Here is a 7,356-nt window from a genome sequence, read left to right as displayed (position 1 = left end):
ATGGCTTGCTTCTAAATCACTTAGATCGTTAGCGTAAATAACAATAAAAAAGAGGATAATATGGAAATATTTAAAAATGATTTTGGCTGTGAATTACACGGACTTAATATCAATTCGCTAACAGAAAAAGATGAAAAAATCATTAAATCTTCACTGTATGAAAACCGCTTGGTGATTATTAAAAATCAAACACTCACCAATCAAGAATATGTTGATTTTGCCAATAAATTTGCAACACCGGTGCCCTACTTACAGGAAAATTATCACCACCCTGATCACAAAGAAATATTCGTTTCATCAAATATTCAAAAGACAAAAGACAAAATGGGCGTAGCCAGAACGGGAGGGTATTGGCATTCAGATACCGCTTTTGAACAAAACCCTAAAGTGCTCACCATGTTAATGCCTAAAGTTATGCCCAAAACAATAAAACGGACGACTCGATTTATTGATATGGCGAAAGTATACCAAGCGATGTCATTAAAACAGCAGCAAACCTTATCAAAAATGACATTTATTCATAGTGGTCGTTGGCGCTATAAAGTCAGACCAGAAGATATAAATTTAGACTTAACTGAAATTTTAGCCATGATCCATGCAGTACAGCCACCAGTTGAGCACCCTGCGGTGATCACACACCCTTTCACCAAAGAAAAAATTATTTACGCGAGTCGCGGCTTTACTATTGAAGTAAAAAACGAAGGGCTAGACCAAAGTAAAGTTATCTTAGATGAATTATTCGATTTTGCTGAACAGGCACAATTTATCAAAGAAGTCACCTGGAATTTAGGCGATCTAATCATTTGGGATAACCGTTTTTTACAACACAGTTCAGGCCGTCAGGCGGCTGTTGGAGAAAACTTACAAGCCGAAATAACCAAAGAAGAAGAAACAATGATGTTTAGGATCACACTGCTAGACGGTATGCCTTTATGTGATAGTTTACGCGAAAACGCAGGCGTAGCCATTCCAGAAATGGAGGTATAACAATGCTTACAGCAATAACTCAAACAACACAAAAAGCAAAAAGCCCAACGAACGATCCATTATTAATTGAGCCTACTTTATTAAAACAAGTGCTTAAACCGTATTTTAGTCACAGCACCTATTTGAAAAGTGCCGTTATCGACGATGTTAATAGTGAAGCACTTGTTACCGCTCGAGGTCAATTTGCCATAGAAAAAAGTTGTTACATTGATGATACTGGCCATTTTAATGCTGTTGAATTCAATATCTGTTTTAATCAACTGTCATATGTCATTGTCGCTCAGTGCATAGAGTCCGGTATATTTAAAGCTCTAAATCCTAAATGGGCTGCGTTATGCCCTAAAACGTTACAGGACTTTTTTGAAGATCAGTTAGCTACCATATTAATATCCAAACTCGAATCTAAATTTTTAAGGCCTCTAAACAGTCGAGCATTTGAAGGGCTATTCACGGTTGATAAACTTTCAGTAATTAAAGGACGTTTGTTTATGCACACCAGCATTGCATTTTATGATGAGCAAGGTATCGCTGCAAAAGGAAACGTGCTTGCGTGTTATGTACCCGGTTTAAAAGAGGTCAATGCAAATGCACAAAGCCATTAAATCGGCACAAGCCGTTGCTGCGTTAAGGGCGGCAACTCAACAAGACAATATAAATTTAGGCTATCAAGCAGATTATTTAGCGGATAATTTTATTGATGGACAATATTCTATGTTAGCTAAAATGCGTCCACGATGGCTACGGCGCAAGTTGATTGAGCGTTTGCACCCAGGTAGTTATTGCTTTTCGATCATCCGTACACAGCATATTGATAAAATATTACAACAACAAATCGACTCCGGTATCGAGCAGGTTGTCATATTAGGTGCAGGTTATGACACGCGCGCATTACGCTATAAAAAAGTGTTACGATCGGTCAATGTTTTTGAATTAGATTTTCCGCCAACGCAAGCTTATAAATTAAATCAACTAAAGCAAACAGATTGCAACATTCCAGATAATGTTAGCTACATTCCTATCGACTTTAATCAAGAAGACATCGCCCTTGAGCTCAAAAAAAATAATTTCTCCTTTTCTAAAATTACGCTTTTTATTTGGGAAGGCGTTTCGTATTACCTAGAAAAAGAAGTCGTTAGTTACATTTTAAAATTAACGGCACAATGTGCTAAAGGCAGTTCAATTGTATTTGATTATTCATTGCGTAGTTTTGTTAATGGGGATCATTCAACTTACGGCGGCAAACAAATAGCCCATTGGCTTAAAAAAATAAACGAACCTTTTTTATTTGGTTGTAACTCAGATGAAATCAACCGTTTTGTCATTGATAACAATCTAAAATTAGATTCAGATTTTGGAGCCGATGAATTAGAAAATTTATATCTATTGAAACCAGATAATAAATTGCTAGGCCGCACACTTGGGCATGTGCGTATTGCACACTGTGTAAACGAATAAATACGCTCTAAGCTAGTCAAAAATAAACGGGCGGTAAATGGCTTTAACTAACACTATCATCTGGGTTAACAACGTCGTCGGCAGGCACAGAAAGTAATGATTTTATTACTTACTAATTATCAGGGACCGCCTTTCTAAGAAATCCGGCCCGCCAAATTCAAGGAAGGCGTCCAAAAATCTGTGTCAGTCTAATTTAATAAAACCCTTCAATAAAAGTCATCGATGGGTAGTCGATTCACTTATGTATTATCGAATTAAATCAGAGGTTTATATATGCCTGTCCTGCATGGTCGTTTGCTATATCGGCGAGTGCGAAGTTCAGTCCATATAGATTTTAAATAAGGAGATGTCGCTATAAGTCACCCATATGTTTTTAATTTTACATAATAGGCTAAATATGGCCTGTTCTTTCACAAAAGTGTAAATGGCTCGTTTTTATAGGCTTAATTTAAGGTTGAATGTAAAGTTAAATTGATGCTAACGTACTGACATTATTAAATAAATATTAAGCAATACGGATATTTTTTAAACGCTGTTTATGAATGGCTTATAAGAATTATTGGTATTAAGTTGCTAGGGAAGCTATGTTCAAAATTATCGCATTAGTTGTGTTTTCGTTATTTTCTCTTAATAGCTATGCATGCTTTCAGCCACCGCCGGGACTTACCGAACTACATGAGTCCCAAGCAAAATTTTATTTTCTGTCCGCAATAGTTTTATTGGTAATATCTATCGGACTGCGCCTTACTTCAAACCGAAATAGAGTTTGGGTTCCACTATTATTCATAGCTACTTTCACATATTTCCCTGCTTATCTTTGGCACTGGGGACAAATGTCAGGCTCTTGTGGCAGACCTGAAATCGTATTTGCCTTTCAAGTTTTTGCGGCTGGTATGCTTTTTTTATCTGTTTACGAAGCAATCAAATTTTACAAGCAAAAAAAGCTCGGTAAAATAGCAACTATAAGAATTTAAAGCGGGACGACTAACTGTTTGCTCGGTTTCGCTTCGCTACACAATTTTAGCAAATAATTATAACCCCCTTAAATTGGCGTTAGCAGTCTATGAATAAATTAAGCATTTTTAAGTATATAACTTTGGGATCATTCTTATTGAGTTTGGTTGCATACATAGCTTCTAATTTTGAGGATAATCTACCGTTTCAGTACTTCTTGTTTCTTCATATCACTAGTATGGTTTCATGTTTTTCAGCTATGTATTACATAAATAAACGAGATAAAACCAAACATAAAGAATCCTTTTTAAAAGGAGTATTCAAACATTTTAAGAACGTCTATCTTGGCTTTTACTTGGCAGCCAAGTTTAAACCTGCATTATTTACATTAACTGTTTGTGCTTTTATTTCAGTGTATCCTGCCATGACAGTAATAGGGGCATCGTTTATGGAAGAGATTGAAAAGCCAGATGATGTTGTAAATACATTAAGATTAATGTCTGGCCACTGGGCTTTATTTAGTTATATTGCCGTTATATTATTTTATCTTGTTTTGCCTCTGAAAGAGACGGCTAATCGGGTAGCCAAGGGTATCTAACCCTCAGCCCCCACAACACCCTGCAAGCGGCTCCGCACAGGGCGTTTCATTTAGGATGGTGAAGCGCTATCCAACCATCGCGCAGTGAATATAACCCTTCAGATTTCAGGTAGTCTAATGAGGTTTATATATGCCTGTCCTGCATGGTCGTTTTAATTTGAATTAAATGCCGATACACAATTAAATCACACAGCGAGAATGAAGATAAAAATAGATAGCGCCGTAGGGCGACGAGAATACAGTAAAAGGTTAGGCACAATAGAGCCCATTTTTGGTAACATTACCGTGAATAAAGGCATGAATAAATTCACGTTACGGGGTCAAGAAAAAGTGAATACCCAATGGCAACTGTATTGTTTAGTGCATAATATTGAGAAGTTAAGAAGCAAACTACATTAGATAGTGCAAAACAGCCTCTATTTACGGTAAAAACCAGCATAACAGCCCCCCAAATCACACTCACCTGAAATAGCTAATCAGCATAAATACCCTCAAAAAATACGGTAAATANCATAAATACCCTCAAAAAATACGGTAAATAAGATTGAAGCGACTGACAAACTCAGATACTGTTTAATGCAATTAAAAATAACAATAAAAACGAGTTATTCTACAAGCTCGTTATATTCCATGAATCGAATTCTGTTAATAATTTCATCACTCGTAATCCTAATTATGTTTAGTTGCATATATTTCGCTACGCGTTGGCCTACTGGCGAGCTAACAGCAAAGTTATATCTGACTGTTTACGCAGATGTGCATATTTTCATGCATCGCGATCACCTAATAACATTGATGCCGATCAGCTAATAACATCCATCGCGATCATGCAATAACATCGATGCCGATCACTTTTAACAAAAATGTTATTGAGTGATCGACTTGATGTTATTTGCTACCTAATCAAATTTCTCACGCATTGTAGGTGTGTTTAATCGTTATTCTTATCGTTTTAATTGCGATGGGGATAACTATGCCAACGGCACCTATATCTATGAGAAAACTTAAAGAAATACTTCGACTAAAATACGGTTCAAACTTAACGCATCGTCAAATAGCCAAAAGCTTGTCCATATCTCCATCTTCTGTTTCGACTTATGCGAACCGAGCTGCTCAGCTAGGGTTGAGTCAATGGCCTTTAGAAGATAAATGGGATGATGTCTCGTTAAAGCACGCCTTTTTCAATACCAAGGCAAAACCTAAACAATTTTCGCTACCCGAATGGTCTACGGTCAAACAAGCGTTAAGCTGTAAAACCATGACCCTTTTGCTGCTGTGGCAAGAGTACGCAGAGCAACACCCAGAGGGGCATTACAGTTACAATCACTATTGCAGGCAATATAAAGCTTGGCTTAAAACGCAAAGGCTTTCTATGCGCCAACACCACAAAGCGGGTGAAAAATTGTTTGTTGATTATTGCGGGCCAACCCTACCGATTGTTAATCCCAAAACAGGTGAATACCGTACGGCTCAAGTCTTTGTAGCGGTCATGGGGGCGTCGAATTACACCTACGCTGAAGCCACGCTATCACAAGGGTTAGAAGATTGGATAATGAGCCATGTTCGCTGCTTCGAGTTTCTCGGCGGCGTGCCGGAACTGGTGATACCGGACAACCTTAAAAGCGGCGTAACGAAAGCTTGTCGCTATGAGCCAGATTTAAACCCCACTTATCAACAATTAGCAGAGCATTATGATACGACGGTTATTCCTGCTCGGCCTTATAAACCCAAAGATAAAGCGAAAGCGGAAGTAGGCGTGCAAATTGTTGAACGTTGGATCATGGCTCGCCTTCGCCATGAAACCTTCTTCAGCTTGAAACAACTTAACCAGCGTATCGCAGAATTGCTTGACGATATGAATAACAGGAAAATGAAAAAGCACCCTGGCAGTCGAACCAGTCAGTTTGCCGCCATTGATAAACCCGCCTTAAAACCGCTACCACAGAGCACATATCAATATACCTTCGTTAAAAAGGTACGCGTTCATATCGATTACCATGTAGAAGTTGAACAGCATTATTACTCAGTGCCGTATTCCTTGGTCAAACAAAAGCTTGAAGCACATATAGGTGACCAACAAGTGAAGATTTACCACCAAGATAAGCTGGTGGCTATTCACCCAAGAGCTTATGGTGTAGGCCGGCATAGCACCAATGAACAACATATGCCCGAAGCGCATCGTCAGCATCAACAATGGTCGCCACAACGACTTGAACGGTGGGCGGCGCAAATCGGCAAACATACCGAGTCCTTGGTTAGACTCTACCTACAATCGCGTAAACACCCTGAGCAAAGTTACCGTCGCTGCCTTGGCTTATTAAACCTAGCCAAACAATATTCACCAGAACGACTGAATGCAGCTTGTGCCAGAGCATTGCAGACAAAAGTGACGCACCTTAAGGCCATCAGCAATATGCTCAGTAAAGGGTTAGAACAACAGCCACTACCGAATGAACAAAGAGACTTGCTTAATGACATTGAGCATCAAAACATCCGCGGTCAAGACTACTATCATTAAGGAATATTCACATGAATACATTATCAAACCAGTTAACGACATTAAAACTTAGCGGTGTTAAAGCCGCCTTATTACAACAAAAAGAGCAGTCTAATCTCTATATGGAACAAAGCTTCGAAGAGCGATTAAGCTTGCTACTGGACTATGAAATTACGGGACGGGAGCAGCGGCGTATTGAACGCCTCACCAGGCAAGCCAAATTTAGAATTAAAGCTAACTTACAAGAACTAGAATACCAAGCAGAGCGAGGGTTAAGCCAAGATAAGATCCGTAGCCTTGCACAAGGTGAATGGTTAACTCAACAGCATAACTTATTGATCACGGGGGCAACGGGTTGTGGCAAAACATACCTTAGTTGCGCGCTGGGTCATCATTATTGCCAGCAAGAACATAGCGTTTACTACTTCCGCTTAAAAGAACTACTGGAAAAGCTGTTTATGGCGCAAGCAGATGGTAGCTATCGAAAGTTAATCAACAAACTCAAAAGCTGCGACTTGCTGATCTTAGATGATTGGGGACTTGAGCCACTCAATGCCCAACAACGTAGCGATTTACTTGAGATTATCGATGCAAGATATGACTTCAAATCGACCATGATCACCAGTCAGCTTCCCGTCACCAGTTGGTATGAAATGATTGGAGAATCGACACACGCTGATGCGATCTTAGATAGACTTGTTCACAGTGCGATCAAGATCGAATTAAAAGGAGAATCAATGAGAAAAAGAAGAAATAAATTGACGGAAGCCGATCACGTCAGTTAGATTTTTATCAGGTCTACAATCGTGAGAAATTGTGATCGCCATCGATGTTATTAAGCGATCGGCATCATGTTATTACGCAA

7 protein-coding genes and 1 pseudogene are annotated in these 7,356 nt (G+C 38.9%); all 8 read left to right on the top strand.

Translation table 11 applies throughout. The features are described 5' to 3' along the window. Positions 1-60 precede the first annotated feature (60 nt). The 8 genes and pseudogenes from DPX34_RS21345 to istB all read left to right on the top strand — a co-directional run bounded on the left by DPX34_RS21345 (position 61) and on the right by istB (position 7,276). The gene (locus tag DPX34_RS21345; protein ID WP_111980001.1) at positions 61-987 is read left to right on the top strand and encodes a TauD/TfdA dioxygenase family protein; all 927 of its coding nucleotides are present in this window, start codon (positions 61-63) and stop codon (positions 985-987) included. 2 nt (positions 988-989) lie between these two features. Then, complete coding sequence (locus DPX34_RS21340) at positions 990-1,589, top strand: FcoT family thioesterase (RefSeq protein WP_111980002.1); 600 nt, start codon at positions 990-992, stop codon at positions 1,587-1,589. Beyond that, on the top strand, positions 1,567-2,442 hold the full coding sequence (locus DPX34_RS21335) for a class I SAM-dependent methyltransferase (RefSeq protein WP_111980435.1): 876 nt from the start codon (positions 1,567-1,569) through the stop codon (positions 2,440-2,442). Before DPX34_RS21340 ends, DPX34_RS21335 begins: the two co-directional genes overlap by 23 nt. 584 nt (positions 2,443-3,026) lie before the next feature. Further along, entirely contained in the window at positions 3,027-3,416 is a 390-nt protein-coding gene (locus DPX34_RS21330; RefSeq protein WP_111980434.1) for a hypothetical protein, read from the top strand. An 89-nt stretch (positions 3,417-3,505) separates the two neighbouring features. Next, on the top strand, positions 3,506-3,994 hold the full coding sequence (locus DPX34_RS21325) for a hypothetical protein (protein ID WP_111980433.1): 489 nt from the start codon (positions 3,506-3,508) through the stop codon (positions 3,992-3,994). A 195-nt stretch (positions 3,995-4,189) separates the two neighbouring features. Next, positions 4,190-4,393, top strand: a pseudogene (locus DPX34_RS21320) (transposase); the annotation flags it as partial. Between the two features lie 574 nt (positions 4,394-4,967). Continuing rightward, positions 4,968-6,512 (top strand): IS21 family transposase, encoded by a 1,545-nt coding sequence (gene istA, locus DPX34_RS21315; protein ID WP_111979360.1) that lies wholly within the window; start codon positions 4,968-4,970, stop codon positions 6,510-6,512. A gap of 11 nt (positions 6,513-6,523) precedes the next feature. Beyond that, positions 6,524-7,276 (top strand): IS21-like element helper ATPase IstB, encoded by a 753-nt coding sequence (gene istB / locus DPX34_RS21310; protein ID WP_111979296.1) that lies wholly within the window; start codon positions 6,524-6,526, stop codon positions 7,274-7,276. The last annotated feature ends 80 nt before the right edge of the window (positions 7,277-7,356 follow it).

The organism is Algibacillus agarilyticus, assembly GCF_003286125.1.
GTDB lineage: Bacteria > Pseudomonadota > Gammaproteobacteria > Enterobacterales > Alteromonadaceae > Algibacillus > Algibacillus agarilyticus.
The sequence above is the reverse complement of the archived record's forward strand: the minus strand, read 5'-3'. Positions and strand labels throughout refer to the sequence as shown.

Bases quoted from the DNA above. Each gene is read 5' to 3' on its own strand.
- istB (WP_111979296.1), top strand. From the start codon at position 6,524: ATGAATACATTATCAAACCAGTTAACGACATTAAAACTTAGCGGTGTT.
- DPX34_RS21330 (WP_111980434.1), top strand. From the start codon at position 3,027: ATGTTCAAAATTATCGCATTAGTTGTGTTTTCGTTATTTTCTCTTAAT.
- DPX34_RS21325 (WP_111980433.1), top strand. From the start codon at position 3,506: ATGAATAAATTAAGCATTTTTAAGTATATAACTTTGGGATCATTCTTA.
- DPX34_RS21335 (WP_111980435.1), top strand. From the start codon at position 1,567: ATGCAAATGCACAAAGCCATTAAATCGGCACAAGCCGTTGCTGCGTTA.
- istA (WP_111979360.1), top strand. From the start codon at position 4,968: ATGCCAACGGCACCTATATCTATGAGAAAACTTAAAGAAATACTTCGA.
- DPX34_RS21340 (WP_111980002.1), top strand. From the start codon at position 990: ATGCTTACAGCAATAACTCAAACAACACAAAAAGCAAAAAGCCCAACG.
- DPX34_RS21345 (WP_111980001.1), top strand. From the start codon at position 61: ATGGAAATATTTAAAAATGATTTTGGCTGTGAATTACACGGACTTAAT.